Source organism: Streptomyces sp. NPDC029122, from assembly GCF_055569445.1.
This window is the reverse complement of sequence record NZ_JBVHWK010000001.1, coordinates 536465-562849: the sequence shown is the minus strand read 5'-3', so window position 1 is coordinate 562849 and position 26385 is coordinate 536465. Positions and strand designations below refer to the sequence as shown.

Annotated in this window: 20 protein-coding genes; 11 read left to right on the top strand and 9 right to left on the bottom strand. The window is 72.9% G+C overall.

Annotated features, from left to right (window positions below; translation table 11 throughout):
• Positions 1-148: 148 nt before the first annotated feature.
• Entirely contained in the window at positions 149-2158 is a 2010-nt protein-coding gene (locus ACZ4WZ_RS02460; protein ID WP_467884222.1) for a galactose-binding domain-containing protein, read from the bottom strand.
• 350 nt (positions 2159-2508) lie between these two features.
• Here ACZ4WZ_RS02460 and ACZ4WZ_RS02455 point away from each other — a divergent pair, with 350 nt between their 5' ends.
• Positions 2509-3495: an alpha/beta fold hydrolase gene (locus tag ACZ4WZ_RS02455; protein ID WP_467884183.1), complete on the top strand. Its 987-nt coding sequence runs from the start codon at positions 2509-2511 to the stop codon at positions 3493-3495.
• Positions 3496-3527: 32 nt separating this feature from the next.
• Positions 3528-3791: a hypothetical protein gene (locus ACZ4WZ_RS02450; protein WP_467884181.1), complete on the top strand. Its 264-nt coding sequence runs from the start codon at positions 3528-3530 to the stop codon at positions 3789-3791.
• Here the strand turns inward: ACZ4WZ_RS02450 and ACZ4WZ_RS02445 are convergent, their stop codons facing one another.
• Positions 3792-4247 carry a GNAT family N-acetyltransferase gene (locus ACZ4WZ_RS02445; RefSeq protein WP_467884179.1) on the bottom strand — a complete coding sequence of 152 codons (456 nt, stop codon included), beginning with the start codon at positions 4245-4247 and terminating at the stop codon, positions 3792-3794.
• A 270-nt stretch (positions 4248-4517) separates the two neighbouring features.
• Between ACZ4WZ_RS02445 and ACZ4WZ_RS02440 the strand changes: the two genes are divergently transcribed.
• The gene (locus ACZ4WZ_RS02440) at positions 4518-5963 is read left to right on the top strand and encodes a glyceraldehyde-3-phosphate dehydrogenase (RefSeq protein WP_467884178.1); all 1446 of its coding nucleotides are present in this window, start codon (positions 4518-4520) and stop codon (positions 5961-5963) included.
• A gap of 319 nt (positions 5964-6282) precedes the next feature.
• Positions 6283-7194, top strand: coding sequence for a DMT family transporter (locus ACZ4WZ_RS02435; protein ID WP_467884177.1), 912 nt, complete (start codon positions 6283-6285; stop codon positions 7192-7194).
• Here the strand turns inward: ACZ4WZ_RS02435 and ACZ4WZ_RS02430 are convergent.
• Complete coding sequence (locus ACZ4WZ_RS02430; protein ID WP_467884176.1) at positions 7191-8588, bottom strand: STM4012 family radical SAM protein; 1398 nt, start codon at positions 8586-8588, stop codon at positions 7191-7193. The two genes, ACZ4WZ_RS02435 and ACZ4WZ_RS02430, sit on opposite strands and share 4 nt — an antisense overlap.
• A gap of 242 nt (positions 8589-8830) precedes the next feature.
• On the opposite strand from ACZ4WZ_RS02430, the gene ACZ4WZ_RS02425 reads away from it, so the two are divergent.
• Complete coding sequence (locus tag ACZ4WZ_RS02425) at positions 8831-10015, top strand: DUF1152 domain-containing protein (RefSeq protein WP_467884174.1); 1185 nt, start codon at positions 8831-8833, stop codon at positions 10013-10015.
• Positions 10016-10024: 9 nt separating this feature from the next.
• Entirely contained in the window at positions 10025-12013 is a 1989-nt protein-coding gene (recQ, locus tag ACZ4WZ_RS02420) for a DNA helicase RecQ (protein WP_467884172.1), read from the top strand.
• A 358-nt stretch (positions 12014-12371) separates the two neighbouring features.
• Here the strand turns inward: recQ and ACZ4WZ_RS02415 are convergent, their stop codons facing one another.
• Entirely contained in the window at positions 12372-14753 is a 2382-nt protein-coding gene (locus ACZ4WZ_RS02415) for an ATP-binding cassette domain-containing protein (protein ID WP_467884170.1), read from the bottom strand.
• Positions 14754-15113: 360 nt separating this feature from the next.
• On the opposite strand from ACZ4WZ_RS02415, the gene ACZ4WZ_RS02410 reads away from it, so the two are divergent.
• Both ACZ4WZ_RS02410 and ACZ4WZ_RS02405 read left to right on the top strand, forming a co-directional pair.
• Complete coding sequence (locus ACZ4WZ_RS02410) at positions 15114-16055, top strand: NAD-dependent epimerase/dehydratase family protein (protein WP_467884168.1); 942 nt, start codon at positions 15114-15116, stop codon at positions 16053-16055.
• A 44-nt stretch (positions 16056-16099) separates the two neighbouring features.
• Positions 16100-19378: an aminotransferase class I/II-fold pyridoxal phosphate-dependent enzyme gene (locus ACZ4WZ_RS02405; RefSeq protein WP_467884220.1), complete on the top strand. Its 3279-nt coding sequence runs from the start codon at positions 16100-16102 to the stop codon at positions 19376-19378.
• Between the two features lie 7 nt (positions 19379-19385).
• Here ACZ4WZ_RS02405 and ACZ4WZ_RS02400 read toward each other — a convergent pair whose 3' ends face one another.
• From ACZ4WZ_RS02400 to ACZ4WZ_RS02385, 4 genes are all read right to left on the bottom strand, one after another.
• Complete coding sequence (locus ACZ4WZ_RS02400; protein WP_467884166.1) at positions 19386-19958, bottom strand: toxin; 573 nt, start codon at positions 19956-19958, stop codon at positions 19386-19388.
• Positions 19955-20407, bottom strand: a complete 453-nt coding sequence (locus ACZ4WZ_RS02395; protein WP_467884165.1) for a helix-turn-helix domain-containing protein — start codon at positions 20405-20407, stop codon at positions 19955-19957. The genes ACZ4WZ_RS02400 and ACZ4WZ_RS02395 overlap by 4 nt, the downstream gene beginning before the upstream one ends.
• A gap of 306 nt (positions 20408-20713) precedes the next feature.
• Positions 20714-21868: an MAB_1171c family putative transporter gene (locus ACZ4WZ_RS02390; protein ID WP_467884163.1), complete on the bottom strand. Its 1155-nt coding sequence runs from the start codon at positions 21866-21868 to the stop codon at positions 20714-20716.
• Between the two features lie 40 nt (positions 21869-21908).
• The gene (locus ACZ4WZ_RS02385; protein WP_467884161.1) at positions 21909-22637 is read right to left on the bottom strand and encodes a TetR-like C-terminal domain-containing protein; all 729 of its coding nucleotides are present in this window, start codon (positions 22635-22637) and stop codon (positions 21909-21911) included.
• Positions 22638-22868: 231 nt separating this feature from the next.
• Between ACZ4WZ_RS02385 and ACZ4WZ_RS02380 the strand changes: the two genes are divergently transcribed.
• From ACZ4WZ_RS02380 to ACZ4WZ_RS02370, 3 genes are all read left to right on the top strand, one after another.
• Positions 22869-23291 carry a CBS domain-containing protein gene (locus ACZ4WZ_RS02380; RefSeq protein ID WP_467884160.1) on the top strand — a complete coding sequence of 141 codons (423 nt, stop codon included), beginning with the start codon at positions 22869-22871 and terminating at the stop codon, positions 23289-23291.
• A 38-nt stretch (positions 23292-23329) separates the two neighbouring features.
• Positions 23330-23578 (top strand): DUF6213 family protein, encoded by a 249-nt coding sequence (locus ACZ4WZ_RS02375; RefSeq protein WP_467884158.1) that lies wholly within the window; start codon positions 23330-23332, stop codon positions 23576-23578.
• A gap of 86 nt (positions 23579-23664) precedes the next feature.
• Positions 23665-25080: an amidase gene (locus tag ACZ4WZ_RS02370; RefSeq protein WP_467884156.1), complete on the top strand. Its 1416-nt coding sequence runs from the start codon at positions 23665-23667 to the stop codon at positions 25078-25080.
• 77 nt (positions 25081-25157) lie between these two features.
• On the opposite strand, the gene ACZ4WZ_RS02365 is transcribed toward ACZ4WZ_RS02370, so the two are convergent.
• Positions 25158-26384 (bottom strand): PP2C family protein-serine/threonine phosphatase, encoded by a 1227-nt coding sequence (locus ACZ4WZ_RS02365; RefSeq protein WP_467884154.1) that lies wholly within the window; start codon positions 26382-26384, stop codon positions 25158-25160.
• Between the last annotated feature and the right edge of the window lies 1 nt (position 26385).

The window sequence follows — 26385 nt, the reverse complement described above, 5'->3', positions numbered from 1 at the left end:
TTCTGTGTGGTGTTGTCCCGTTGTGTCCGGCCCTCTTCCCAGATTGAGGAGAGGGGGGGGGGGGGGGGGGGGGGGGGGCGGGGGGGGGGGGGGGGTGGGAGGGGGGGCCCCCCCCCCCCCTCCCCCCCCCCCCCCCCCGCCGGTGGTGTCAGCTGCTGTAGACACCGAGCTCGCGGAGGGAGTACCCCCACCGGGTGGCCCGCTGGACCCCCTGGACGCGCAGGTACCGGGCCGTCACCCCGGCGAACCGGGCCGTGTCCAGGCCGCCGTCGCCCTCGGTGGTGGACCAGGCCGTCTGCCAGGTGGCGCCGTCCGTGGAGACCTCGATCCGGTACGCCTTCCCGTACGCCTGTTCCCAGTCGAGGGTGACGCGTCCGATCCGGTGCGCGGAGCCGAGGTCGACGCGCAGCCACTGGGCGTCGTTCCACTCGCTGGCCCAGCGGGAACCCGGGTCGCCGTCCACGGCCCGGCCGGGGGAGTAGTCGACGAAGGGGTTCCACCACTCCGAGGACGAAGCCGACGCCGGTGAGCCGGTGGCGAGGTTCACCTCGGACCTGTGCCGCTCGGAGCCTCCCCAGGTGGTGAGGTAGGACTCGGCGCCCTTGAAGAGGTCGTCCACCACGTCCTGGCCGCCGACGAGCCGGACGTCCTCGATCCAGTCGGGGACCAGGCCGTAGTGCGAGGCGCCGTCGGTGTTGAGGTCCCAGGTGCGCTGTCCGGTGGTCTGCTTGTCGATGACGGAGCCGCCGTCGGTGCTGCGGAAGGGGTACTTCACCGGGTTCGGAGTGTCCGCGCCCCGGGGGCCGGGCCAGCCGCCGACGCCGTTCATGTCGGTGCCGTAGCCGTAACCGACGTCGTACTTGTCGCGGAGGGCATCCGTCCGCTTGGCCTCCGCGCTGAAGGCCTCGGAGCCGCTCATGTACTGGGCGGCGAATCCGCCCAGCTTGTAGAGCCGCTCGGTCCAGCCGAGGTCCATCCAGCTGTGGGAGGAGATGACGCCGGGGTAGGACTCGGACTCCAGGATGTCGAAGGCCCGGCCCGCCGCCTTGACGCCCATGTGGTCGATCTCCAGCATCATCCCGCGCTTCATCATCCCGCGGACGGCGTACTCGCCGAGCTCGGTCAGACCGCGCTTGTTGCAGCGCGCGTCGGCGGAGTACGAGGGGAGCGAGACGCCCGCCGGGAGCTCCTTCTGTGCCACCGGAGCCGCCGCGAGGCCGATCGGGTTGTCCTTCTGCGGGCCGGTGCACTGCTCCGTCTGCCAGAAGGTGCCGGTCGACAGGAACTGGCCGACGTTGATCGCGGTGCCGAGGGCGCCCTCGTCGAAGCGGACCCCGCACAGGGCGTTGTCGAACTTGTGGCACAGGAACATGCTGCGCACGCCGAGCCCGTGCAGTTCGTCCAGGCCGCGGTCGATGTCGTCCCTGCCGCACTGGGCGACGTCCAGGATCTGCTTGCAGCCGAAGGGCTCGGAGGTCTCGACCCCCAGCACGACGGCCAGCTTCCCCTGCTTGATCACCTCGCGGGCCTGGCCGGAGTCGGTGACGATGCGGAACCAGCCCTTGCCCGGACCGCCGTACATCGTGTCGATGTAGGCCTGCATGTCGTACGTCTTCCGCGCCTCCAGGCGGATGGCGGTCATCTCGTCGCAGCCGCGGTCCTTGAAGAAGTAGACCGAGCAGATCACCCCGTTGGTGACGAGGTCGTTGACCAGGACCCGCTGGCCGCCGCGCCAGGCCCGCTCGACCCAGGCGTAGTAGTTCTGCTGGTGCGTCAGGGAGTCGTGGGCGGGCCAGTCCTTGAAAGTGGGCCAGCCGTCGGGGTCGTGCCTGCCGTCCCCGCCCTTGGTGATGAAGTCGAAGACGGCGAGGGACCCGTCGGGGTAGTGCTCGGGACAGTCCTTGAGGGCGTCCGCGACGCCCATCTCGGAGAAGGGCTTGCCGCAGATCAGCCGGCCGCCGAAGCCCTCGTTGGACATCAGGTGGTCGTGCGCGTCGACGAACCCGCGCACCCGGCCCTGGGCGTCGGTGCCCTTGAAGGGCTCGCCGGTGACGTTGATCTCCGAGTCGGGCTGGGGCCGCGCGGCCGGGTTCCACCAGCCGGCGTCGGCCGTGGAGCCGCCGTCGGCGGAGGAGAGGGGCGCGGGGCCGAGCAGCATGGCGAGCACGGCCACGAGCGGTGTCAGGAGTGCGATGCGGCGGCGCCCTCGGCGCGCGGCGCCGCGGTACGGCCGTGGGGGCGGTGGCGTCAAGGTCATCACTCATGTCTCGGTCGGCGGATGCGGCGCGGGCGGATCCGGGCATGCATTGTCATGCCCCGCACAAGGGTGGGACGAGAATCCCGACTGCCCCCGAAGGAGTCAAGGGTCCGGGACGGACGACCTGATGGAGCGTCGGCCCGCGCGGAGCCCGCCGGGCACGGCCGCGGCCGGGGCGGGAAGGCGACCGGACAGCGGACAGTGGCCGGATCCCGCCGGTCCCGGCGGGGGCCGATCCTAGAGTCGCCCGTATGAGCGAACAGAACGACATCGTCCAGGACGGCGGCTGGTCGCGGCGCGGAGTCCTGAGGGCCGCCGCGGCGGGTGCGGGCACGGTCGCCGCCGTGGGCGCCGGAGTCTCCACCGCGCACGCCGACGGCCGCCGGCGCGGCGCGCCCACCTTCGTCCTCGTCCACGGCTCCGCGAGCAACTCCTACGGCTGGGCCCCGGTCCTCGCCGAACTGGGCCTGCGCGGACACCGGACGATCGCCGTCGACCTCCCCGGCCACGGCCTCGGCGCCTACTTCCCGCTCTCCTACCAGGCGCCGCAGGACCTGGAGCGGCTGGGCACCGAGCCCTCACCGATCGGCAAGGTCACGCTGGCGGACTTCGCGGAGCACGTCGAGGGCGTCGTGCGCGCCGCCCACCGCAACGGTCCCGTGATCCTCGTAGGGCAGAGCCTGGGCGGAGCGACGCTGAACGCGGTCGCCAACCGGGTGCCCGAACTGATCGCCCACCTGGTGTACGCCTCCGCCTTCTGCCCGACGCGGCACATCTCGGTGCTCGACCTGATGAGGGCCCCCGAGGGCTCCTCCAGCTCCCTGTTCCGGATCCCGGCCGTCAGGACCCCGCCGGAGCTGGGCGTCAACCGGGTCAACTGGCGCTCGGCCGACCCGGCCTTCTTCGCCGTGATGAAGGAGGCGCTGGCCGCCGACCGGCCGGACGCCGAGGTGTGGGCGCTCCTCAACACCCTGGAGCCCGACGAGTCCGCGGCGATCGCGACCGCCGACTCCCGCGGGCTGGCGGACCGCTGGGGCAGGGTGCCGCGCACGTTCCTCCGGTTCACCGAGGACCGCTCGATCCCCCTCGCACTCCAGGACCTGATGATCCGCGAGGCCGACGGGACCACCCCCCGCAACCGCTTCCGCGTACGCTCGGTCGCCGCCCCGCACGTCGGGCCGCGCGACGCGGCCGTATGGGGGGACGAGCTGGAACGGGTCGCGGAGCTGTCCCGCTAGGTCGTCGTGGCCGGGGCGCCTAAGGTCGAGGTATGAGCGCGACGGTCGTGGTGTACGAGTACGACGACACCGCGGGAGCGGCGCCCGGGGACCGGGCGCCGGTCCGCGTGCACGCGGCGCCCGCCGCCCCCGGGCAGAGCACCGTACCGGGGCCCAGGACGCTGTGCGGCAAGGACACCTTCGCCATGGGGACGGCCCCCTGGCGGCCCGCCGAGCACCCCGGGTCGGGCTGGTACCCCCCGGAGCACGCGGACCGGACCTGCCCCGCCTGCGACGACGCGGCCTCCGGGGGATGATCAGCGGCCTGGTGCCATGTCGTAGGTGACCCACATGGTCCGCGTCGCCACCTGGTCGTACTTGGACCGCGCCCGGTGGTTGTCGTCGGCGGTGATCCAGCGCACCACGCTCCAGCCGCGCTCGGCGGCGAGCTCGCGCAGGGCCCCGAGCAGCAGGTCGGCGGCTCCGGACCCGCGGTGCTCGGGGGCCACGAACAGGTCGTCCAGGAAGCAGCCGACGGTCGCGGACAGCGGCCGGGCGAACGGCCGGTAGTGCGCCAGCCCCAGCAGCCGGCCTCCGGCGTCCTCGGCGACCAGCGCGTTCACCTCGTGCCCGGGGTCGTTCACCCACGCCCACACCGTGCCGGCGGCCTCCTCCGTCTGCTCCACCCGGTAGAAGTCGGCATAGCCCCGGTACAGGGCGCGCCACTGGGCGAAGTCCCCGGGCCGGACGGCACGGACCTGGATGTCGGACATGTGCGGCAGCTCCTGTGATCGACGGACCGGCGGACCGATGGACCGGCGGCCGACGCAACGTAGCAACCCGCCGTCCGCCCCGTACCTGTCCACTGAGGTGCCCCGCCCACCGGCGTTTTCTCCACGGCGGAGGGTTCTGGCCGCCGGCGGCGGAGCCCGGCTGCCGCCCCAGGCACCCGGCCCCGGCGGCGGTCGGACGGTCCCCCCTTGAAGGAACGATCCGGCGGGGGGTTAGCATATGAGCGCCGCCTAGCTCGAAAGATAAAGTCTGTGACTGTCAACGAGGACTCGTTCGCCAACTGGAAGACCCGCGAGGAGATCGCGGAGTCGATGATCCCCCTCATCGGGAAGCTGCACCGGGAACGGGACGTCACGATCCTGCTCCACAGCCGTTCCCTGGTGAACAAGTCGGTCGTGAGCATTCTCAAGGCCCACCGCTTCGCCCGGCAGATCGACGGCGAGGAGCTGTCGGTCACCGAGACGATGCCGTTCCTCCAGGCCCTCACCGCCCTCGACCTGGGCCCGTCCCAGATCGACATCGGCATGCTCGCCGCCACGTACAAGACCGACGACCGCGGTCTGTCGGTCGATGCCTTCACCGCCGAGGCCGTCGTCGGCGCCACCGGCGAGAACAAGATCGAGCGCCGGGAGGGGCGCGACGTCGTCCTCTACGGCTTCGGCCGCATCGGCCGCCTCGTCGCCCGCCTGCTCATCGAGAAGGCCGGCTCCGGCAACGGTCTGCGCCTGCGCGCGATCGTGGTGCGCGGTGGCGGCGAGCAGGACCTGGTGAAGCGGGCCTCGCTGCTGCGCCGCGACTCCATCCACGGCCAGTTCCAGGGCACCATCACGGTGGACGAGGCGACGAGCACGATCCTCGCCAACGGCAACACCATCAAGGTGATCTACGCGAACGACCCGTCCGAGGTCGACTACACCGAGTACGGCATCAACGACGCCATCCTCATCGACAACACGGGCAAGTGGCGCGACCGCGAGGGCCTCTCCAAGCACCTGCGCCCGGGCATCGACAAGGTCGTCCTGACGGCCCCCGGCAAGGGCGACGTCCCCAACATCGTCCACGGCGTCAACCACGACACCATCAAGCCGGACGAGCGGGTCCTGTCCTGCGCCTCCTGCACCACCAACGCGATCGTCCCGCCGCTGAAGGCGATGGACGACGAGTACGGTGTGCTCCGCGGCCACGTGGAGACCGTCCACTCGTTCACCAACGACCAGAACCTGCTGGACAACTACCACAAGGCCGACCGCCGCGGTCGCTCCGCGCCGCTCAACATGGTCATCACCGAGACCGGCGCGGCCTCCGCCGTCGCCAAGGCGCTGCCCGACCTCAAGGCCCCGATCACCGGCAGCTCGATCCGCGTCCCCGTCCCGGACGTCTCGATCGCCATCCTGAGCCTGCGCCTGGGCCGGGAGACCACCCGCGAGGAGGTCCTCGAGTACCTCCGCGGCGTCTCGCTGCACTCGCCGCTCAAGCGCCAGATCGACTTCACCACCGCTCCCGACGCCGTCTCCATGGACTTCGTCGGCTCGCGCCACTCCTCGATCGTCGACGCGGGCGCGACCAAGGTGGACGGCGACAACGCGATCCTCTACCTCTGGTACGACAACGAGTTCGGCTACTCGTGCCAGGTGATCCGCGTGGTCCAGCACGTCTCCGGGGTGGAGTACCCGACCTACCCGGTCCCGCAGGTCTGATCCCGCCCCACCCGCGTGATCCGGTGCCCCGCCGACTGCCGTCGGCGGGGCACCGCCGCGTTACCTGGACTGCGGAGCCGACGGTCACGACACCGACTGCAAGATCGAGGGCGGCTCCATGCAGCTCAGGTCGGACGCCGGCCACCTCACCCGGAACCCGCTCCTGACCGGAGCCTCCCTCGGCCTGGCGGGGGCCCTTGTGCGAAGGCACGGAGCGGGCCGTGCGCCGAAGGGAAATCCCATGGTTTCCCCCAGTGGGTCTGGAGGATCCCGCCCCGATACGTTCGCCAGGTTCTGTACGTGGTGAAGGGGGGAAGTCGTGGGAGCAGTGGCGTCCGTACTGGCGGCGGCGGTGCTGTGGGGGACGGTGGGGCCCGCCCAGCTGTGGGCGGACTCCGGCGTGCACCCGGTGTCGCTCGGAGCCTGCCGGATGCTGCTGGGCGGGCTCGTGCTCAGCCTGCTGACGGTGCGTCCGGCGGGGCTGCGCACCCTGCGCGGGCCCGGAACGGGCCGGTGGCTCGGGCTGAGCGTGCTGGTGACGGCCGCCTTCCAGGTCTCCTTCCTCCAGGCGGTGGAACGCGGCGGGGCGGCCCTGGCGACGGCCGTCGCCTTCGGGACCGTGCCCGTGGCCGGCGGGCTGTGCGCCCGCCGGCTCTCCGGTGAGCGGCTCACCCGCCGCTGGCTGTGGGGGACGGGCTGCGCCGTGCCGGGCATCGCGCTGTTGCTGCTGCCCGGCAGCGGGGCGCGCGCCGATCTGCCGGGCGTGGCCTTCGGCGTGGTGGCCGGGGCGAGCTTCGGCGTGTACATCGCCGCGTCGAAGCGACTGGCCGCAGGGGGCGCGGACCTCGGCGCGGCGGCCCCGGTGAGCGTGCTGTGCGCGGGGCTGCTGGTCTCCCCGTACCTGATGGTGGCTCCCGAGGGGCTGGCCACCGGCCGCTCGCTCGCGCTGATCGGCTGGCTGGGCCTGGGCACCACCGCCCTCGGCTACCTGCTGTTCACCCGGGGCGTCGGCCGGCTCAGCGCCGCCACGACGGGGACGCTGAGCCTGACCGAGCCGCTGGTGGCGACGGTGCTGGGGGTCGCGGTGCTGGGCGAGCGACCCGGGACGCCGGCGGCGGCCGGCGCGGCGCTGATGCTGCTCGGGCTGGTCCTCGTATCCCTGCCGGAGCGGCACCGGGAACCCGCACGCCCGTCGCAGCCTTCGACCCCCTCGCGGCGGGAGCCGGTCTAACGGTCGTGGTAGGCGGTCATGTTCGTCCGGACGCGGTCGGAGAAGAACATCGGGCCTATCGCGTCGGCCCAGGCCATGCCGTCCGGGGTCAGTCCCAGCGTGCCGCCCTTCTCCCGCAGCCAGTTCCGCTTCAGCAGGAAGTCGAGCCGGGGCCCGAAGTCGTCCTCGAAGCGCGTCGCGAAACGCCGCTCGTAGGCGCTGGTGCTCAGGCCCGTGGACTCCAGCAGGTGCTGGAGGACGTACATCCGGCGCCGCTCGCCGTCGTCCATCGCGAACGCCCACTGCGCGCGCCGGAACCGCTCCGTCGGAGTGGCGATGTAGTCGTCGATGATCCGCCGCACCTCCGGCACCGCGACCGCGTAGTCGGTGGTGTAGTGCAGGCCGGTGGTGAAGGAGCGGGCGCCGACGCCCAGGCCGACCATGCCGGCCTGCTGGTTGTACTCGCTGATGCCGCTGCCGTCGGTGTCCTCGGCGGCGGCGGTGCCGGAGCGGCGGAAGACCCGCATGGAGGTCTGCTCGTACCCGGCGGACAGCAGGTGGTCACGGCCGTAGCGGTAGAGCCGCAGCCGCTGGTCGTTCCAGTCCTGGAGGGTCTTGGCGTGGCGGGTGCTCAGCCCGGTCAGCGGGCGCACGTACAGCGGGTAGAGGTAGATCTCCTCCGGCTCCCAGGCGAGGGCGGCGTCGAGCGAGACCCTGAAGGTGCGCTCGGTCTGGCCGTCGATGCCGTAGATGAGGTCGATGTTGAGGATCGGGAACCGCGCCTCCTTGAGGCGGGCGAGCGAGGCCTCGACCTCGGCCCGCTTCTGGGGCCGTACCGCCGCGCGGGCCTCCTCGTCGACGAAGCTCTGCACACCGATGCTCAGCCGGGTCGCGCCGCGTTCGGCGAGTACGGCGATCCGGTCGGCGGTCGCGGTCGCGGGTGAGGTCTCCACGGACCAGGAGGCGGCCTTGAGGTCGGCTCCCATGATGTTCTCGCTGATGTCGCAGAGGCGGGTGAGCTCGTCCGCGGTCAGGTAGGTGGGGGTGCCGCCGCCGAACGCGGCGAGGGTGAAGCGGATCGGCTCGCCCTTGGCCTCCAGCGCCTCGCGGGTGACGCGGGCCTGCCGCTCCAGGGTGGCGAGGAAGTCGCGGGTGACCTCCTCGGGGGCTCCGGTGCGGGTGAAGAGGTTGCAGAAGCCGCAGCGCATCTCGCAGAAGGGGACGTGCGCGTAGAGGGAGAGCGCGTCGAGGCGCTCCCCGGCCCACAGGTCGCTGAGCAGCGGGCCGTTCTCGAGCAGGCGGTACGCCTTCTGGTGCGGGTAGGCGTACACGTACTGCTCGTACGGGGTTTCGGGATCCGTGTCGGAGGAGGAGCCCGGGAAGGTCGGCGTCGGCAGCAGAACGGGCGTCGTCATAACGGGAAGCGGCTCTCTTTCGGAAGGGATCTCACGCGGATGACGTCACTCTTGGTGACAGGGCGTCACCTTAGGTTCGTGCTCGGGCCGTTTTCTGTAGTGCAATTCCCATGAACCGGCTTTCGGTGTGTAGAGCTTCATATGTACTTTTTGTGGAAGCCGGGGTTCCGTACCGGAACGGCCCGGTATGGGAATCCGCCGCGCTCGCGGCGGCACCGGGTGCTGGGGTATCCGTGTCCGGCATGGAGAGCACCCAGAGCACCCAGAGCACCAAGAGCACGAAGAGCGCGAAGAGCGCGCGGAGGCTCCTCGTCGCCGCCGGCGGTGGCGGCGACGCGATCACGGCCGCCATGGTCCACGCCGCCCTGCACGGTGCGGACACCCCGGCCCTCGTCCTGACCTACGCGTGGGAGCGGCTGGTCGTCGACCCCGTCCCGGGGCCCCGGCGCACCACCGACTTCCACGGCACCGAGTCCGTCGCACCGGACCTCGCCCTGGTCACCCCCGCGACGCGGCCCGCCGCTCCGGCCGGCTCCCTGCTCCCGCGCCTGTCCGGCGAACTGCGGCCGCGGCTCGGGCTGCTGGACCCCTACGGCGGCACGCTCGGCCTGACCCGCCAGATCGCGGCGGCCGCCCGCTGGTGCCGGGCCGACCGGATCGACCTCGTCGACGTGGGCGGCGACATCGTGGCGCGGGGCGACGAGCCCACCCTGCGCAGCCCGCTCGGCGACGCCCTCGCCGTCGCCGCCTGCGCGGGCACGGGACTGCCGGTCCGCGTGTACGTGGCCGGGCCCGGCCTCGACAACGAGGTGCCCCCGCACGCCCTGCTGCCACGGCTCGGCGAGCCGGCCTTCACCCTCGACGCCGCGCACACCGAGCCCGTGAACGGGGTCTTCCACTGGCACCCCTCCGAGGCCGGCGCCCTGCTGGTCGCCGCCGCCCGCGGGGTGCGCGGGGTCTGCGGCACCCGGGACGCACCCCAACCCGTACGCCTGGACGCCCGGGCCGCCGGCGTCCACCGGCTCACCCTGGACCGCGTCCTCGCCCTCAGCCCCCTCGCCCGGGCGCTGGCCGGCACCCGCGGCCTGGAGGAAGCCGAGGAGGCCTCCCGCGCCGTGTGCGGCTTCTCGGAGATCGAGCGGGAACGCCGGCGCGCGGCCGCCCTGCCCGCCGCCCAGCCCGCCCCGCGCCCGGACCGGGACCCCGCCCGGGTCGGGGCCCGCTTCGCCGCCTGGGAGCGTGCGACGCTGGCGGAGGGGATCGCGTACGTCACCACCCGCAGGATCACCGAGGAGCTCGGACTGAGCGGCGGCGAGGCCCGCGGCCTGTTCGCGGCCCTGGGCGACCGCCGCACCGGGCCGCTGTGGCGGCTGGGCCCGGCCGCCGGCGACCGCGGGCGGGACGGGGCTGTCGGCGCGGGCCGCTAGGCTTCTCGGATGGCCCTTCCGGACGCTTCCCCCGAGATCTCCGACTCCCTGCAGGTACTGCACCGCGTATTCGGATACAGCTCCTTCCGCGGCGAGCAGGAGCAGATCATCGAGCAGGTCGCCGGGGGCGGCGACGCCCTCGTGCTGATGCCGACCGGCGGCGGCAAGTCGCTCTGCTACCAGATCCCGGCCCTCGTTAGGGACGGCACCGGCATCGTGATCTCCCCGCTGATCGCGCTCATGCAGGACCAGGTGGACGCGCTGACCGCCCTCGGGGTGCGGGCCGGATTCCTCAACTCCACGCAGGACCCGTACCAGCGGCAGGCCGTCGAGCAGGCCTTCCTCGCCGACGAGCTGGACCTGCTCTACCTGGCGCCCGAGCGGCTGCGCACCGAGGGCACCCAGCGGCTGCTCGACCGGGGCAAGGTGTCCCTGTTCGCGATCGACGAGGCGCACTGCGTGGCCCAGTGGGGCCACGACTTCCGGCCCGACTACCTGGCCCTGTCGATGCTGCACGAGCGGTGGCCGAAGGTGCCGCGGATCGCCCTCACCGCCACCGCCACCGAGGCCACCCACGCCGAGATCGCGGCGCGGCTGGGCCTGGAGGACGCCCGGCACTTCGTCGCCAGCTTCGACCGGCCGAACATCCAGTACCGCATCGTCGCCAAGGACAAGCCGCTGGCGCAGCTGCTGGAGCTGATCAGGACCGAGCACGACGGGGACGCCGGAGTCGTCTACTGCCTGTCGCGGGCCTCGGTGGAGAAGACCGCCGCCTTCCTGGTGGAGCAGGGCATCGACGCCGTGGCCTACCACGCCGGCATGGACGCCCGTACGCGCGCCGCGAACCAGTCGCGCTTCCTGCGGGAGGACGGGGTCGTGGTGGTGGCCACGATCGCCTTCGGCATGGGCATCGACAAGCCCGACGTGCGCTTCGTGGCCCACCTGGACCTGCCGAAGTCGGTCGAGGGCTACTACCAGGAGACCGGCCGCGCCGGCCGCGACGGGGAACCGGCCACCGCCTGGCTGGCGTACGGCCTCCAGGACGTGGTCCAGCAGCGCAAGCTGATCGACGGCTCCGAGGGCGACGAGAACCACCGCCGCTCCCTGGCGGCCCACCTCGACGCCATGCTGGCGCTGTGCGAGACCGTCGACTGCCGGCGCGTCCGGCTGCTCGCGTACTTCGGGCAGACCGGCGAGCCCTGCGGCAACTGCGACACCTGCCTGACGCCCGCCGAGTCCTGGGACGGGACGGTGGCGGCGCAGAAGCTGCTGTCCACGGTGTGGCGGCTGGCGCGGGAACGGCGCCAGAAGTTCGGCGCCGGCCAGATCATCGACATCCTCCAGGGGAAGAAGACGGCCAAGGTCATCCAGTTCGACCACGACGCCCTGTCGGTGTTCGGGATCGGAGCGGACCTGAGCACCGCCGAGTGGCGCGGGGTCGTACGCCAGCTGCTGGCGCTCGGACTGCTGGCGGTCGAGGGCGACTACGGCACCCTCGTGCTGACCGACGCCAGCGGCGAGGTGCTGGGCGGGCGCCGCACCGTCCAGATGCGCAAGGAGAAGGCACCGGCCGCCCCCTCCCGGAAGGAGTCCGGCTCGCGCTCCGGCAAGAGCGCCCGGGTACCGGTCGACCTGCCCGCCGCCGCCGTGCCGGTCTTCGAGGCCCTGCGCGCCTGGCGGGCCGCGACGGCCCGCGAGCAGGGCGTCCCGGCGTACGTCGTCTTCCACGACGCCACGCTGCGGGAGATCGCCACGCGCCTGCCCGGCACGGTCTCGGAACTGGCCGGCGTCGGCGGGGTCGGCGAGGCCAAGCTCACCAAGTACGGCGAAGGGGTCCTCGAGGCCCTGGCCGGCTTCGGCACGGCACCGGCCGCGCCCGCCCCGCTCCCGGCCACGGCGGATGCCGCCGCCGAACCCCCGCCGCCCCAAGAGCCGCCGTACGGCGAGGAGCCGCCCTACGACCTGGACGAGGACCCGCCCTGGGACGACTGGCGATAGCGCCTGCCGTCAGAACGGCGCGGGCCCGGCTTTGCGACCGGCCCCGTTCCGGCCGGGTCCGGGCCGCTCCCTCGCCGGACGGGCACGTCAGGGCCGTGTCAAAGATCGGTCCGCTTGTGCGAAGGGGACGTCAGGAAGTACCCCCGGAGGAGTCGGCCGGGCACAGACTGGTGATGCGACGGAGCCGGCCGACGGCCGACGGCGCGCCCGCCGGAGCACGGTCCACCGTGGGGGTAAGACCGTGCGCCGGGGCCGCGCGCCGTTTCCGGTCGCACCACAGGGGCCGTCCGGCCTCCGGTATGGGGATACCGGCGACCGGACGGCTCGGTGCTTGCGGGGGCCCGGAACGGGCGCCCGTTCAGACGCCCGCGTAGGCCGCGAGGTGCTCCGCGGTGAGGGTGGAACCGGCGGCGACGAGGTCGGCGGGAGTGCCCTCGAAGACGATCCGGCCGCCGTCGTGTCCGGCGCCCGGACCCAGGTCGATGATCCAGTCCGCGTGCGCCATGACCGCCGGGTGGTGCTCGACGACGATCACGGACTTCCCGGAGTCGACCAGCCGGTCGAGCAGGCCGAGCAGCTGCTCCACATCGGCCAGGTGCAGCCCGGTCGTCGGCTCGTCGAGGACGTAGACCCCGCCCTTGTCGGCCATGTGCGTGGCCAGCTTCAGCCGCTGCCGCTCACCTCCGGACAGCGTGGTGAGCGGCTGGCCGAGGGTCAGGTAGCCGAGCCCGACGTCCGAGAGCCGGCCGAGGACGCGGTGCGCGGCCGGGACGCGGGCCTCGCCGGACCCGAAGAACTCCTCGGCCTCCCGCACCGGCATCGCCAGCACCTCGCTGATGTCACGGCCCCCGAGACGGTAGTCCAGCACGGACGCCTGGTAGCGCTTCCCCTCGCAGTCCTCGCAGGTGGAGGACACGCCGGCCATCATCCCCAGGTCCGTGAAGACCACCCCGGCGCCGTTGCAGGCCGGGCAGGCGCCCTCGGAATTGGCGCTGAACAGGGCCGGCTTCACGCCGTTGGCCTTGGCGAACGCCGAGCGGACCGGGTCGAGCAGCCCCGTGTACGTCGCCGGGTTGCTCCGGCGCGAGCCGCGGATCGGGCCCTGGTCGACGCGGACCACGCCCCCCTCCGCGGGGATCGACCCGTGCACGAGCGAGCTCTTGCCGGAGCCGGCCACCCCGGTGACCACCACCAGCACCCCGAGCGGAACGTCCACGTCGACCCCGCGCAGGTTGTGCGCGTCCGCCCCGCGGATCTCCAGGGCGCCCGCGGGCTTCCGTACGGTCTTCTTCAGACCGGTGCGGTCGCCCAGGTGGCGGCCGGTGACCGTGCCGGAGGCCCGCAGCCCCTCCACGGAGCCCTCGAAGCAGACCGTGCCGCCCGCCGTGCCCGCCCCGGGGCCGAGGTCGACGACGTGGTCGGCGATCGCGATCGTCTGCGGCTTGTGCTCCACGACGAGCACCGTGTTGCCCTTGTCGCGCAGCCGCAGCAGGAGCTCGTTCATCCGCTGGATGTCATGGGGGTGCAGCCCCGTGGTGGGCTCGTCGAAGACGTAGGTGACATCGGTGAGCGCGGATCCGAGGTGGCGGATCATCTTGACGCGCTGCGCCTCACCGCCCGACAGGGTGCCCGCCGAGCGGTCCAGCGCGAGGTAGCCCAGACCGATCTCCACGAAGGAGTCCAGGGTGTGCCGGAGCTTTTCCAGCAGCGGTGCCACCGAGGGCTCGTCGAGGCCGCGGACCCATGCGGCCAGGTCGCTGATCTGCATGGCGCAGGCGTCGGCGATGCTGATCCGCCCGATCCTCGAGGACCGGGCCTCGGCCGTGAGCCGGGTGCCCTCGCACTCGGGGCAGGTGGCGGAGGCCGTGGCCCGCTCCACGAACGCCCGGATGTGCGGCTGGAGCGCGTCGATGTCCTTGGACAGCATCGACTTCTGGATCTTCGGGATCAGCCCCTCGTAGGTGAGGTTGATGCCGTCGACCTTGATCTTCGTCGGCTCCTTGTGGAGGAGGTCGTCCAGTTCCCTCCTGGTGTACTCGCGGATCGGCTTGTCCGGGTCGAAGAAGCCGCAGCCGCCGAAGATCCGGCCGTACCAGCCGTCCACGCTGTAGCCGGGGACGGTGAGCGCGCCCTCGTTGAGGGACTTGGAGTCGTCGTAGAGCTGGGTGAGGTCGATGTCGGAGACGCTGCCGCGGCCCTCGCAGCGCGGGCACATGCCGCCGGTGCGGTTGAAGGTCGCCTTGACCGTCTTCTTGGAGCCCTTCTCGACGGTGATCGCCCCGCTCGCCCGGACCGAGGGCACGTTGAAGGCGTACGCGCCGGGCGGGCCGATGTGCGGCCGGCCGAGGCGGCTGAAGAGGATGCGCAGCATCGCGTTGGCATCGGTGGCGGTGCCGACGGTGGACCGCGGGTCGGCGCCCATCCGCTGCTGGTCGACGATGATGGCCGTCGTCAGCCCTTCCAGGACGTCGGCCTCCGGCCGCGCCTGCGTGGGCATGAAGCCCTGCACGAAGGCGCTGTAGGTCTCGTTGATCATCCGCTGGGACTCGGCGGCGATCGTGTCGAACACCAGCGAGCTCTTGCCCGAGCCCGAGACGCCGGTGAACACGGTCAGCCGGCGCTTGGGGATCTCGATGTCGACGTCCTTGAGGTTGTTCACGCGGGCGCCGTGCACGCGGATCAGACCGTGGCTGTCGGCGATGTGGGGCGCGGGCGACCGCGTGTCCGTCCTCTTGGCCATGCTCTTCGTGTCTCCATCGTTCGGTCCGGCCGCTTCCGAGCAGTATGTCCGCTACGGCTGCGCCGGTGCGGCGTGGCCGCCGCACCGTCCGACAGCCACGCTATGCCGGGTCGGGGCTCCGGCGCTTCTCGATTCCTGACCGGTCCGCCGCCGGGCCCGCGGTGCGAGTGCGGCGGCCCCACCGGCGGGTACGGGGCCGGCGCGCCGAGGAAGGCCCCGTCCGGCATCTGCCGGCGGTCGTTCCACAGCGCAAAGCCCACCTCAACGGCGCGCCCGGCAAGGCTGCTTCCGGCCAAACGGACCGGTGCGACCCGGCGGATACCTGCCGGGCGGCGGCACCCCTCGCGCTAGTGTGCGTACGTGAACTCTCATGTCGTCATAGGCTTCGGGCCCGCCGGAGCCGCCACCGCTCGGCTGCTCGCCGAACGGGGCCACTCAGTCAAGGTCGTCACCGCCTCGGGCCGGGCCCCGGAGCCCGGCATCGAGCACGTCGCACTGGACGCCCGGGACACCGGGCGGCTGACCGAGGCGGCGCGCGGCGCGGTCGCGCTCTACCACTGCGCCGCACCGCCCTACCACCGCTGGGCGGGTGAATGGCCGGCGCTGGTCGCGTCGGTGTGCGCGGCCGCCGAGGCCACCGGTGCGGTCCTGGTCATGCTGGGCAACCTCTACGGGTACGGCCCGGTGGACGTCCCCATGACGGAGGACCTGCCGCTCGCCGCGACCGGTCCCAAGGGGCGGGTCCGCGCGGCCGGCTGGGAACGGGCGCGCGCCCTCCACGAACAGGGCCGCGTCCAGGCCGTCGAGGTGCGGGCCTCCGACTTCTTCGGACCCGGCGTCACCGACGGCGGGCACCTGGCCGCCCGGGTGGTTCCCGCGCTGCTGCGCGGCAAGCCGGTCTCCGCCCTCGGCGACCCCGACGCCCCGCACAGCTGGACCTACCTTCCCGACGTGGCCAGGGCCCTGGCCGAGGTCGCGGGCGAGGAACGGGCCTGGGGCCGGGCCTGGCACGTGCCGACCGAGCCCCCGCTGTCCGTCCGGGAGATGGCCGGCCGGCTGGCCGCCGAGGCGGGAACCGGTCCCGTCGCCGTACGCGGGCTTCCTCCCGCCGTCCTGGGCATCGGGTCGCTCTTCTCCCCGCTGCTGCGCGAACTCAAGGAGATCCGCTACCAGTTCGACCGCCCGTTCGTCGTCGACGCGAGCGCCTACGAAGCCGCGCTCACCGAGCGGGCCACCCCCGTCGACGAGCAGGTGAAGGCCACGGTGGCGTGGTGGCGCGAGCGGCTGGCGGCCGGCCGATGACCCCGCCGGCCACCGTGACCCGCGACGACATCGCCGTCGTCGGCATGGCGTGCAGGTTCCCCGGCGCCCGTGACGTCAACCAGTACTGGCGCCTCCTGACGGACCCGCGCCCCCAGTTCTCCCCGGTACCCGACTCGCGGTGGCGTGCCGCCGCCTTCCTCAGCGACGACTTCCGCGACACCTCGGCGGCCTACACCGACACCATGGCCCTGCTGCCGGACGTGGACCGCTTCGACGCCGCCCACTACGGCATCCCGCCGCGCCGGGCCAGGGCGATGGACCCCCAGCACCGGCTGCTGATCGACCTCGCCCGCGAGGCCCTCCAGGACGCGGGATGGGAGGCGGACGGTTTCGACCGCGAGGAGACCTCGGTCATCACCGCGCTCACCGAGAGCGGCTACCGCCAGCTCAGCACCATGCGGCTGCGGATGCGCCAGCTGGCCGGGGGCGAGTTCGGGGCGCGGGCGGCCGACCCCGGCTGGCGCGAGACGGTCCGCGCGGTCGACGGGCTGCACGGCACCTCCGCCGCCGGACTGCTGCTCAACATGGGCCCGAACACCATCAGTTCGGTCTTCGACCTGCACGGCGAGAGCTATGCCCTCGACTCCGCCTGCTCCGGCGGCCTCATGGCCGTGGCCAACGCCGTGCACGCGCTGCGCGCGGGCCGCTCCCGCATCGCGCTCGCCGGCGGCGCCCAACTGGTCCTCACCCCCGACCTGCTGGTGGGGCTGTGCCGGATCGGCGCCATCTCGCGCAGCGGCCGGTGCCTGCCCTTCGGGGCGAAGGCCGACGGCTTCGTCCTGGGCGAGGGCGCCGGCGTCCTGGTCCTGCGGCCGCTCTCCGACGCCCTGGCCGCCGGCGACCGCGTCTACGCGGTGATCCGCGGCGTGGGCACGGCCAACGACGGGACCGTGCAGGGCGGTATGCACCCGCAGGCCGCCGGCCAGCTCCGGGCCCTGCGCCGCGCCTACCGCGACGCGGACCTGACGCCGGACGCGGTGGGCTACCTGGAGGCGCACGGCACCGGCACCACGGTGGGCGACCCCGTCGAGCTCGCCGTCCTGCGCGAACTGCGCGGCGAGGAGGCACCGCCGGCCTACCTCGGGGCGGTGAAGGCGGTGGTCGGGCACTCGCTGAACTCCGCCGGCATGGCCGGGCTCATCAAGTCGGTACTGGCCGTGCACCGGGGAGTCATACCCCCGCAGCCGGAGTTCCAGCCGGCCGACGCCTCCCTCCTCGACGGCGCGCGGCTCACCGTCCCCACGGCGCCGGTCCGCTGGCCGGAGAGCGGCGGACCGCGGCGGGCCGGGGTGAGCGCCTTCGGCTTCGGCGGCACCGGCGTCCACATGGTGGTGGAGGAGGCCCCCGCACCGGCGGCACGTACGGCGCGGGCGGAGGGCCCGCACGTGCTGGTGCTCACCGCCCGCGACCGGGCGGGGCTGGCCCGCCACGCGCGGGAACTGGCGGAGGTCATCGCCGAGGACAGGCCGGAACCGGCCGCGGTGGCGGACACCCTGGCCCGCCGCGCCCCCCTCGGGGAACGCCTCACCCTGGTGGTGGAGGACACCGTCGACGCCGTCGCGCGGCTGACTGAAGCCGCCGCGCGCGTGGAGGCGGGCCGTACGGGAGATCCCGTCGCGCGGCCGCTCCCGGTGCCGGGGGAGCGAATACCCCCGTGCACGCTGCCCCCGAGCCCGCTCGCCCCGCGCCGCCACTGGGCCGTGGACGAGTCGGCGCGGGAGCTGTCCGGCCCGGACGCGCCCGCGGACGCGTACGGGACGGACCGGCCGGAAGCGGGCCGGGCGGCCCCGCACGGCGGCGGCTCCGTCGCCACCGCCGTGCTCGAGGAGGTGTCGCGGGCCGGCGTCTTCCCGCTCTCCGACCTGCACCCCGGCATGACGCTCGTGACCGACCTCGGCTTCGACTCCCTCATGCTGCAGGAGCTGGAGGTCACCATCGGCAAGCGCGTGCCGGGCTTCCGGACCGAGGAACTCTTCTCGGCCGGCCTCACCATCGGCCGGCTGATCGCGCTGGCCCGCGGTGATGAGGACGGCACGGCGACGACCGTCCCCGTCACGGAACCGGTTCCCGCCGAAGCGCCGCCGACGTGGAGCGCCGACTCCGCCGACATCGACGAGTTCCCCGAGGTGGCCCGGTTCGAGGAGCGGCTCGATGCGGTCACCGGCAGCACGGAGGGCTCCCCGTACTTCCGCGTCCACGAGGGCACCATCTCCGACACCACGGTCATCGGGGGCCGCCCGTACCTGTCCTTCGGCAGCTACAACTACCTGGGGATCTCCGGCCATCCGGCGGTCAACGAGGCCGTGCACGAGGCCGTGGACCGGTACGGGACCTCGGTCTCGGCGAGCCGCGTGCTCTCCGGCGAACGGGACCTCACCGTCCGCCTGGAACGGGCCCTGACGGACTTCCTCGGCGTCGGGGACTGCCTGGCGCTGGTGAGCGGCCACGCCACCAACGTCACCGCCATCGGCCACCTCGTCGGCCCCGGGGACCTCGTGGTGCACGACGCGCTCGCCCACGACAGCATCCTCCAGGGCTGCGCCCTGTCCGGTGCCGCCCGGCGCCCCTTCGAGCACAACGACATGGGCCGGCTCGAGCAGATGCTGAGGCTCAACCGGTCCCGGTTCCGGCGGGTCCTGATCGCCGTGGAGGGCGCGTACAGCATGGACGGTGACCTCGTCGACCTGCCCGCCGTGATCGAGCTGAAGAAGCGCTACGGAGCCCTGCTGATGGTGGACGAGGCGCACAGCATCGGAACGGTGGGCGAACGCGGCCGGGGCGTCGGCGAGTTCTTCGGCGTCGACCGCTCCGATGTGGACCTGTGGATGGGCACCCTCTCCAAGGCCTTCGCCAGCTGCGGCGGTTACCTCGGCGGCTCGGCCCGGATGGTGCGCTGGCTGCGCCACACGCTCCCCGGCTTCGTCTACAGCGTCGGCCTCACCCCGGCCAACGCGGCCGCGGCGCTGGCCGCCGCCGAGCTGATCGCCGCGGAGCCGGAGCGGGTGCGGGCGCTGAGACGCAACTCCGAGCTCTTCCTGGGCCTCGCCGGCGCGGCCGGTCTGGCCACGGGCTCCAGCGCCGGAACGCCGATCGTGCCGTGCATCCTGGGGGACTCGGCGAAGACGCTGCGCGTGGCGGGCGGACTCTTCGGACGGGGCGTCGTCGCCGATCCGATCTTCCACCCCGCCGTGGAGGAGGGGCTGTCGCGGCTGCGCTTCTTCATCACCAGCGAGCACCGCGAGGACGACATCCGGCGCGCGGTCGCCCTGCTGGCCGAGGAGGTGGCGTCCGCCAGGAGGTAAGCCCATCTCAGATCAGGGTGCGTTCGATGCGGCTGAGCGTGGCGCTCTTGACGGGCCGGTCGCCCTCTTGTGCGTCCGCGTCGGTGCCGTGCCGCTGTTCGGCGCTGCCCATCCGCTGGGAGAGCAGGTAGGCGATGATCTCCGCCTCCTGCTCCTGGACGTCGTCGTAGGTCGCGCGCAGGAGCATGTCGCGCACGATGTCGGGGTCGAGGTCGGGGAAGAGGAGGCGGGCGGCCGCCTCGTCCAGTCCGCCGGCCCCGCGGTGGCAGCAGATGATGTGGCCCAGCTCGTGCAAGATGATGTGCTCCTGATGCGCGCTGGTGGTGTTGGCGTCGTAGAAGATCAGGTCCTCGTCGCGGGCGGCGACCCACATGCCGCAGGGGTGCGACGAGGGCATCTGCATCGGGACCAGGATGATGGGGCGGTCGCGGACCTCGCCGAGGTGGCGGCAGAGCTCGGCCACGTCGGGGGCCTCGGGGAGGTCGAGTTCGGCGATCCGCCGGGCTCCGGCCTTCCGGAGCTTCTTGAGCCGGCTCCGGCGGTCGTGGTCGGCGGCCCGCTCCTTCCAGGCGCCCCTCATTCGGGTTCGCTGGAGTCGGTGACGGGGGGAAGGCCCTGCAACTGCCGGTACTGGTCCATGATGGCCGTGATGGCCTGGAGGTTCTCCTTCTTCATCCCCGCCGCCCGCATCGCCACGGCGCGTACCCCGGACTGCCGCAGCGCCTCGATGGCGGCGACCTGGCTGAGCACGGACTCGGCGACCTTGTCGTCGAAGAAGTAGGCGACCGAGACGCCGAAGAAGCGGGCGAGGGCCGCCAGCAGGTCGGGCGAGGGGTTGGAGCGCTTGCCCGTCCGCAGCTGGGACAGGTACACACCGCCGACCTTGAGTTCGGGATTGGCCCGCTTGAGTTCCTCCGCGACCTCGGCATTGGTCCAGTGCTTGCCCTTGGGGCGAACGGTCTTGAAGAGGTCGTCGAGGCGCACTGCGAGCAGGGGCCGGTCGCCGGCCTCGGTCTCAGTCTCGGTCATTGGTGATCCTTCCTCCCGTCACCTCCTCGGTATAGCCCTTGGCTATACGTCAGTTTCACAGATTAGCGGTCAGTTGACAATTGGGCTGGACTCCGCCAACGTTGGGTCTCGCCGATAGCTGGCAGTTAACTCGACTCACGGGGGTTCGTCGGTTGGCTTGCCGGTGAAAAACGGACTGGCCCGGCCCTCGGGGGATGGGCCGGGCCAGTCCGGGCGGTGTCCGCCCGTCCCGCCCCGTGCGGAGACGGGGGGCAACGGGGGAGCTGCCCGCCCGGTTTGACGGGGGATGCAAACCGGGCGGGAGCTTCAACTCGCGGTGCCGAGCTTACTGTAGGCGGCCGCGACTTGGGTGAGCCATGCCACCTCCGCCGTGAAGTTGTCGGTGTCGCGGTCGTCGAAATCGCCGGCGTCCTTGTTGTCGTGAGGGACTGTCCCGTTCCGCTTGGCGAGCAGAGCCTGCTTGATCTGCGCCGCCTCCGTGAAAGCCTGCCGCGACTCCTCGCTGGCCTCCTGGCCCGGACCCCCGGCACCCGGTGCGGTGCGGTCGATGTAAGGGCGCAGATCGCGCCATCCGTCGCGTATCTCGACGACCCGGCGGTGGAGGCGGTAGTCCATCTCCGAGACGGAGGCGCCCGGCGGCTCCAGCGCGATGTCCGGGGAGGACTCGTACAGGTCCCGCCACAGCGGGTAGAGGGCCCGGTAGGACCGGTAGCTGCTCGCCCAGCCCAGGAGCCTGGTGGCCGAGGGGCCCCAGGAGGAGTTGGTGAGGCTCAGCGAGAGGATCACGATGCCCGCGGCGCTGAAGATGTTCGACGCGAGCTTCCAGACGCCGATGTCGATCCCGGCCGCCGCCGTCAGGATGTTGACCGTCCGCGCCGAGCAGTACAGGAAGAGGACCACCGCGGCGACGCGGAGCATCCGCAGCGCCTGCCGCAGCGAGGCGTTGTCCGTCATCCGGGCGTAGGGCCCGCACTGGCGGAAGATCGTGACGCACGGAACGGCCTGCGACACGATGAAGGCCAGGAGGTACGTGAGGACCAGCGGCTGGCCGCTGCCCGTGTCGAAGTCCGACGACGGCCGGCCCGGGCCGTCGGCGAGCAGGAACAGCGCGACGAGGAGCACGTTCAGGCCGATGCCGGTGACCGTCCACCAGCGGGCCCTGCGGACCGCCTCCTCGTCGGCGTCCGCCCACTTGAGCAGGATGATCTGCGAACTCACGCAGAAGGCGACCGCCGCCAGGTGCATGAGGAGGATGGCGAGGTTGCCGACGCCGAGGAAGCTGCCGCCGCCCATGGCGACCGCGCCCATCGTGAAGGTCAGGCACTGGAGCAGGAGGGTGGTGATCAGCGCGCGGTAGGCACTGTCCTTCCAGCTGCGCCGTGCCTGGCACAGCCGGTAGACGAGCGCCGCGTACGAGGACAGCGCGGCTATGACGAAGCAGAGGGTTCTGGTGGTGTTCACGTCCTGGATTTTCTGCGGGTGCCGCGGGGGCGGCGGACGGTCAGTCGGTCGTCTCGGCCAGGGGGACGTCGAGGCCGACGGCCTCGGCCGCGACGGCGATCGCGTAGTCGAAGAAGGCGGCCTCGTCGCTGACGCTGTCGTGGGTGCGGCTGAAGACCTGGAAGACCAGCAGGCCGATCAGGTTGCTCCAGAGGACGATGCCGCGTTCGATGATGTCCGAGAACGGAGCCCCCGGCACCCCGCCGAAGGCCGCCACGGCCTCGGGCAGGAGCAGCTGCCGGGCGGGCGGCGTCCGCCGGGGCGGAGTGAGTTCACCGGCCTCCAGTGCCGACCGGATGATCCCGGCGAGGACCGCGGGCGTACGCGAGGCGGGCGGGACCGTGTCCTGCGGGGCGTGGTACCCCGGTACGGGCGAACCGTAGATCAGCGTGAACTCGGCCGGGTTCTCGAACGACCAGCGCCGCAGTGCCCGGGTGGCCGCGAGGAGACGCGCACCGGCCGGGGCCCCTTCGGCCGCGGCGGCCGCGTCGGCCCGCTCCATCGCGGCGCCGGAAGCGTCGTACGCGTCTATGACCAGGGCGGTCAGCAGGTCGTCCCGGTGCGGGAAGACGGCTTCCACGTCGCTGACGGCGAGACCGCTCTCGTGCGCCACGGCCTCCGGGGACAGCGCCGCCGCCCCCAGCTTCGCCAACTGCGCACGCGCGGCGTCCTTGACCACGGCCGCCCGGCCCGTGTCCTCTGCGTTCGAACTCGTTGTGGAAACGTCCATGCCGGAACCGTACCCGCCGCACGACGGCGGCCGGGAGCACGGCCTCCCGGTCACCGGGGCAGGGTGTCGAGTTCCGGCCACCGCCGGACCGGGCCGCCGCCCCCGGACTCATCGCGGCGTCGCCGGAGCCGGCAACGGAGCCCCCGGGCCGGGGGCCGGGCCGGGGTGGCGTACCGCCGGCCGGGGCGGGTAGGGACCCGGCAGGAGCCGCTTCCAGCAGCCGGAGGAGCCATGACCCGCAGCGTCCACGAGGTGATGACCTCGAACCCGGTGACGGTGGAGAAGCTGACCTCGCTGGCCGAAGCCGCACGCGTGATGCGGGACGCCGGCATCGGGGACGTCCTCGTCGTCGACGGGGGCCGGCTGCACGGCATCGTGACCGACCGCGACCTCGTCATCCGGGGCATGGCCGAGAACCGGGACCCGGCCGAGACGACCGTGCACGCGATCTGCAGCACCGAACTGCTCACCGTCGGACCCGGCGACGACGTCCACCACGCCGTCGCCCTCATGCGCCGCAACGCCCTGCGCCGCCTGCCCGTCCAGACCGAGGACGGAGAACTGGTGGGCGTCGTCACCCTCGGCGACCTGGCGGTGGAAAGCGATCCGGGCTCGGCCCTCGCCGCCATCGCGGCCGCCGAGCCGGACACCTGAAGCGCGCCCGTCGGCGGAGGAAGGGAGGTGGTGCCGTCGTGAACGCGTCCATCCCCCTGATCTCCGTCCCTGACGGCCGGGTACTGATCCCCGCCGACGAGGTGACCGCCCTGTTGCGGCACGTCGCGGGGGAGTGGCTGCACACCGTGAGCCGGGGCGGGGCGCAACTCGACCCCGGAACGACCCTCCGCCTGGCGGGCGTGCTGGCGGCCTTCGCGGACCAGATCGACGTGGAATGCATCGGTTTCATGCCCGTCCCCGGCGAGAACCCCCGCCCCGGGCCCTGAGCGCCGGACCGTCGGCCCCCTCCCGTGTTACTGCGCGGTAAGCAATGATGGCGGGCGACCACTCAGAGGGCGGGGGCTGATCAGCGGTGACCACTTTCGAAGAACGGGCCACGGTGCACGCGTTCCGGGACGACGCCCTGGGCGAGCACGACGCCGTCGGTCTCGCCGCGGCGATCCGGCGGGGCGAGGTCTCCGCCGCGGAGGCCGCCCGCGACGCGCGGGAACGGGTACGGGCGGTCGAGGCCCGGCTGCACGCGGTCCAGGCGTACGCGGACACCGCCGCGCGCACCGGCGCCGCCGTCGGGCCCTTCGCCGGGGTGCCGACCTTCGTCAAGGACAACACCGACTACCGGGGGCTGCCCACCGGCCACGGCAGCGCCGCCTTCCGGCCCAGGGAGGCCCGGCGGCACGCGCCGTTCGCCCGGCAGTTCCTGAGCAGCGGGGTCACCGTGCTGGGCAAGACCCGGATGCCCGAGTTCGGCTTCAGCCCCACCACCGAGTACGAGGGCGCCGAGCCGGTGCGCAACCCATGGCACACCGGCCACTCCGCCGGCGGCTCCTCGGGCGGCAGCGCGGCGCTCGTCGCCGCCGGAGCGGTGCCCGTCGCGCACGCCAACGACGGCGGCGGCTCGATCCGGATCCCCGCCGCCTGCTGCGGGCTCGTCGGCCTCAAGCCGACCCGCGGGCGGGTCGTGCCGAACGAGCAGAGCCGCCGGCTCCCGCTCGACCTCGTCACCGACGGCGTCGTGAGCCGGTCGGTCCGCGACGCCGCCGCCTTCCTCGCCTCCGCCGAGACGTACTGGCGCAACCCCGGGCTGCCGCCCGTCGGCCTGGCCGAGGGGCCCTCCGGGCAACGGCTGCGCGTCGGCTTCCTGCTGGACTCCCCGAACGGCGTCCGCTCCGACCCCGCCACCCGGGCCGCGGTCAGCCGGACGGCGGCCACCCTCGAAGGGCTCGGCCACACCGTGGAGCCGGTGGAGATCGCCATCGACCCCGGCTTCACCGACGACTTCCTCACGTACTGGGGGATGCTGTCCTTCCTCCTCGGCGTCACGGGCCGCACCCTCGGAGCGGACTTCGACCGCGGCCGCATGGACGGCCTCAGCCGGGGGCTGCGCGAGACGTACCTGGAGAACTGGCGCCGCACGCCCGGAGTGCTCAGCCGGCTGAAGCGCACGAGGGAGGCGTACGCGGCCGCCTTCCGCGGGCTGGACCTCGTGCTGTCCCCCGTGCTCGCCCACACCACGCCGCCGATCGGCCACCTCAGTCCGGCCGTTCCCTACCCGGCGCTGATCGAGCGGATCCTCGCGTACGTGGCGTTCACTCCGGTCGACAACGTCGTCGGCACACCGTCGGTGTCGCTCCCCGCCGAGACGACCACGGAGGACGGACTGCCCGTCGGGGTGATGTTCTCCGCCCGTCCCGGCGGCGAACGCACCCTGCTGGAGGTCGCGTTCCAGCTGGAGGCGGAGCGTCCGTTCCGGCGCATCCAGGACCGGTGACACGGCGGGCGCCGGGCGGGTGACCGCCGCGCCCCGGGCGCCGGCCGTCCGTGTGCGGGCGGCTCCTGACGGCGCGTTCAGTTGGTGGGGTGCCATTCGGACAGGACGATGGTGGCGTCGTCGTGCAGCCGCTGGTCCTGGTGGGTGAGGAGGTCCAGGACCAGGCGGCGCAGGGCCTCGGGGGCGGTGGCGCCCGAGGCCATGGAGCGGATGACGGTGTCGGCCAGCCGGTCCTCGCCGAACAGCTCCCCCGCGGCGGAGCGGGCCTCGATCACGCCGTCGCTGTAGAGCAGCACCCGGTCACCGGGCTGGAGCCGTGCCCGGTCCTGCCGGGGAGGCTCGTGGGCGTGGGAGCCCAGGCCGAGGGGGAGTTGGGCCGGGCGTTCCAGTGCTCCGGGCAGGACGTGGCCGTTGCGGATCAGCAGGGGCGGCGGGTGGCCGCAGTTGACCCAGGTGAACTCTCCGTGCCCGGTGTCGAGGTTGGCGAGGATCCCGGTCATCAGCCGGTCCGGGATCCACTGCTGGAGGGTGCGTTCGATGGTGACGGCGATCTCGGTGAGCGTGCCGCCGGAGCGGCGGGTGGACCGGCAGGCGGCCAGGCCGGCCGCACTGGCGCCGCCGGAGGCGAGGTCGTGCCCCATGGCGTCCAGCAGGGTCACGTGCAGCAGGCCGTCGCTGAAGTTGTGGTCGAAGGCGTCACCGCCGATGTCGTACGCCGGTTCCAGGACGGCGGTCGAGGTCGCCTGGCTGGTACCGATCGTCCGCGGCGGCAGGAACCCCCACAACAGCTCCGCCTGCAGCGTCATGGGCCGGCTGCGGCTCCTGACGACGAGGGGGTCGTTGTGCGCGGACTTGGAGACGACGATCAGCGTGGCCAGCGCCGCCAGGGCCCGGCAGACCTCCAGGCCGCCCTCGTCCAGGGCCGCTCCGGAAGCCTTCATGACCCCGATCCGCTCGACCCCGTCGATCATCGGCAGCCATGCGGTGGTGCGGTCGCGCGAAAGCTGCGTGCGCTGACCGCGGTACGCCAGACCGGCCAGGGAACCGTCGATGTCGAGGGCCTCCGCCTCCCGGTCCGCCTCCGCCGCTTCCGCCGGGCCGGGCCGGGGGGTGGCGAGCTGGGGCAGGGCCAGCAGGCGCACCTGCTGCACGTCGGCCACGTACAGGCGGGTCCCGGCCAGCCCCAGCCGCTGTGCGGCCTGGTCGACCAGCGCCGGTACCTGGCGTGCCGAGGCGTCGTGCGAGCGCTCCAGCACCCAGCCGAGGACGGAGCCGGGCAGGTCCTCCCCCCGCCGCGTGGTCACG

What these genes read in the sequence shown, in the direction of transcription:
- ACZ4WZ_RS02460 (WP_467884222.1), bottom strand. Translation starts at nt 2,158, where the DNA reads ATGCTGCTCGGCCCCGCGCCCCTCTCCTCCGCCGACGGCGGCTCCACG.
- ACZ4WZ_RS02455 (WP_467884183.1), top strand. Translation starts at nt 2,509, where the DNA reads ATGAGCGAACAGAACGACATCGTCCAGGACGGCGGCTGGTCGCGGCGC.
- ACZ4WZ_RS02450 (WP_467884181.1), top strand. Translation starts at nt 3,528, where the DNA reads ATGAGCGCGACGGTCGTGGTGTACGAGTACGACGACACCGCGGGAGCG.
- ACZ4WZ_RS02445 (WP_467884179.1), bottom strand. Translation starts at nt 4,247, where the DNA reads ATGTCCGACATCCAGGTCCGTGCCGTCCGGCCCGGGGACTTCGCCCAG.
- ACZ4WZ_RS02430 (WP_467884176.1), bottom strand. Translation starts at nt 8,588, where the DNA reads ATGACGACGCCCGTTCTGCTGCCGACGCCGACCTTCCCGGGCTCCTCC.
- ACZ4WZ_RS02425 (WP_467884174.1), top strand. Translation starts at nt 8,831, where the DNA reads ATGGAGAGCACCCAGAGCACCCAGAGCACCAAGAGCACGAAGAGCGCG.
- recQ (WP_467884172.1), top strand. Translation starts at nt 10,025, where the DNA reads ATGGCCCTTCCGGACGCTTCCCCCGAGATCTCCGACTCCCTGCAGGTA.
- ACZ4WZ_RS02415 (WP_467884170.1), bottom strand. Translation starts at nt 14,753, where the DNA reads ATGGCCAAGAGGACGGACACGCGGTCGCCCGCGCCCCACATCGCCGAC.
- ACZ4WZ_RS02405 (WP_467884220.1), top strand. Translation starts at nt 16,100, where the DNA reads ATGGCGTGCAGGTTCCCCGGCGCCCGTGACGTCAACCAGTACTGGCGC.
- ACZ4WZ_RS02400 (WP_467884166.1), bottom strand. Translation starts at nt 19,958, where the DNA reads ATGAGGGGCGCCTGGAAGGAGCGGGCCGCCGACCACGACCGCCGGAGC.
- ACZ4WZ_RS02395 (WP_467884165.1), bottom strand. Translation starts at nt 20,407, where the DNA reads ATGACCGAGACTGAGACCGAGGCCGGCGACCGGCCCCTGCTCGCAGTG.
- ACZ4WZ_RS02385 (WP_467884161.1), bottom strand. Translation starts at nt 22,637, where the DNA reads ATGGACGTTTCCACAACGAGTTCGAACGCAGAGGACACGGGCCGGGCG.
- ACZ4WZ_RS02380 (WP_467884160.1), top strand. Translation starts at nt 22,869, where the DNA reads ATGACCCGCAGCGTCCACGAGGTGATGACCTCGAACCCGGTGACGGTG.